This is a genomic window from Leisingera sp. ANG-M1 (assembly GCF_000813745.1).
Classification (GTDB): domain Bacteria; phylum Pseudomonadota; class Alphaproteobacteria; order Rhodobacterales; family Rhodobacteraceae; genus Leisingera.
This window is the reverse complement of record NZ_JWLC01000040.1, coordinates 15,283-17,747: the sequence shown is the minus strand read 5'-3', so window position 1 is coordinate 17,747 and position 2,465 is coordinate 15,283. Positions and strand designations below refer to the sequence as shown.

3 protein-coding genes are annotated in these 2,465 nt (G+C 56.3%); all 3 read left to right on the top strand.

What is annotated here, in order from left to right; genetic code table 11:
- Positions 1-155: 155 nt before the first annotated feature.
- Positions 156-914, top strand: coding sequence for an outer membrane lipoprotein-sorting protein (locus tag RA19_RS24865; RefSeq protein WP_039168384.1), 759 nt, complete (start codon positions 156-158; stop codon positions 912-914).
- On the top strand, positions 911-2,164 hold the full coding sequence (locus RA19_RS24860; protein ID WP_152615875.1) for a hypothetical protein: 1,254 nt from the start codon (positions 911-913) through the stop codon (positions 2,162-2,164). The genes RA19_RS24865 and RA19_RS24860 overlap by 4 nt, the downstream gene beginning before the upstream one ends.
- Positions 2,164-2,465: hypothetical protein (locus RA19_RS27275; protein ID WP_039168378.1), on the top strand; the 302-nt coding region annotated here is incomplete at its 3' end. The genes RA19_RS24860 and RA19_RS27275, both read left to right, overlap by 1 nt.

The following is a 2,465-nucleotide window of genomic DNA, read 5'->3' as shown; positions in this document are numbered from 1 at the left end:
CCCCCCGCCATGTCGCAAGGCTATCAGGCCTTTTTGAACATTCGTGCCGAGGATGCCGCCCTTGCGGTGGCAATCAGCATCCTTGCCGCATTGCTGTCATCAATCATTCCCGCGGTTAGCGGTCAAAGGAAAAAAATCGTGGAAGGGTTGAGATCATGAACCTGCACAGACCCATTTCCATCGTGCCTCTTTTGCTGCCTGCATTGTTCAGACTTACCGGTGCGGCAGCCGCTCTGGTGCTCCTGCTGGACGGGGCGGCTATGGCAGATGGACAGTCGCTGTTGCGCAAGGCCGATCAGTTTCGGGCACCTGGCGACAATTTTGTCTTTGACGTTCAACTGAGCGATGTCGCCAACAAGCAGATCAACATGACCGTTCGCGTCCGGGAAAAAACCAAGGGACTGGTTCTCTACACGGCGCCGAAAACCTTTGCGGGCCGCTCTATCCTGTATACCGGGCGCAATATGTGGGCCTTTGTCCCCGGCACCCGCCGGGCCTTGAGGATTGCACCACAGCAACAAGTTCTTGGTGCGGTTTCAAGCGCTGATGTGGCACGCACCGTGTTTTCCGAGGATTACAAGGTGGTTGGCACAAACACCTCGGGCAAAAATACGGAGCTGACACTGGTGGCGGCAGGAAAGGGCACCGCCTATGCCCGGATCGTTCTCACCGTCCAGACTTCTGATGCCCGCCCCCTTTCGGCAGACTTCTATTCCGCCAACGGATCGCACAGGCTCAAGACCCTGCATTTCGAAAAGTACAAACAGGTTCTGGGGATGCCGCGTCCTATGCAGGTGCGGGTGGTTGACCACCTTGATGGCGGGGCGCAATCCGTGATGCGTTATTCCAACATGCGGATCGAGAACACACCGCCTGCTTGGTTTCAGCCGTCCTACCTGGACAAGCTCAAATGACCGGCCCCAGGCGGACTTGTCTGCTATCTTTCCTGCTGGCAGCAGGGGCCGGCGTGCTTCCCGGGGTCGTCGCAGCGGACGGAATTTCTGGACAATTGTCGTTTGGAAGCCGGTTCAGCGCGCTTCGGGAAACACCACTGGTATTGTCCCCTACAGCTAAGGGATACGAGGAAAAGCAAGCCTATTGGAAACTGATGCTGCAATTTCAGCATAACTTTGGCGACCTGCGTGTTTCGGGACAGGCGCGTGGCTTTTTTGATACCGCTAGCCATGCCCCCAATAGCGTATCAGGCGGTATCGGGATAAGCATCGACGAGCTTTATGCCGACTATTCGGCAAGTGATTTTCTGGTTGTTTTTGCCGGACGGCGAAACATGGCGGCCGGTCAATCCTTAGGGATCAATCCGGCGGATGTCTTTCTGGATGCCAGCAAACTGGACCGCAGTCTGCCGCCAGAAACCCAACGCGCCGAATTGGAAGGCATCGACATGGCCGGGGCGGAACTGTTTTTTAACAATGGCGCAGCCTTGCTCGGATATTGGGCGCCAACCACAAAGGACATTAACCCGTCCGAGCCGAGCCGTGCCTATCTGTCGTATCGTACTGCAGTTGGCGAGATGCAGGCGGACCTGACGTTTTTTGCGTTTAATGACGACCGGCCCGGTGTCGGCATCTCTGGGGTCATACCCTATCACAATGGCCTATTGCTTTATGGCGATCTTGTAGCGCGGCAGGGCCGGAGCCTGCCGCGTGTGACGGCGGCAGGGGATGTTTTTCCCACGACGGAAAAAGATTGGGAAGGCGAGGCAACTCTGGGGCTGAGTTATCCCTTTTCGAACGGATTGACCGCAAATTTGGAATACTCTCATTTGTCGCAGGGGTATAATCAGTCGGAATGGGACCGCTACATTGCCGCAATCGATGCCAGCAACCCGCCAAACTCTGCCCTTGCCGCGTCACGAATCGCCGCACTTGGCAACATTGCCGAACAGCCATACCTGCGTTCGAACTACGCCTTTCTTCGGCTGTATCATCCGAACTTGTTCAGTAGCGATCTGGAAATGGAGCTGTCCACCATGCTTGGTCTGGATGATGGGTCCGGAACATTCAACCTGCGTATCAATCACGCCCTTTCGGACAACACCAAGCTCGCGCTGAGCCTAAGCAACAGTTTCGGCGCCCGCGAAAGCGAATTTGCCCGCAGCGTTGAAAAGAACCAGCTCGGCATTGTTCTGGAGGCCGCATTCTGATGTTTAGCGGGCCGGATTGCGTCGTTCTGGTTCAGCCAAAAGCAGTGGCGGACCGTCATATCTTTACCGACCGCCGGATGGAACTGCGTAGAGCTCTCCGGGAGACGCTTGCGGATTGGCTTGGCCTGGATCAAAAAAGCCTGCGGATCGATCATGACGCCAGGGGGCGGCCTAGGGTCGCCGGGTTAATGGGAAAATCCCTGGGCATAAAGGATATCAGCATCAGTTATGGAGCAAGAGGCGGTGCCATAGCCTTGTCTAGCGGCGCGCACGTGGGTGTGGACTTGCAACGGTTCACATC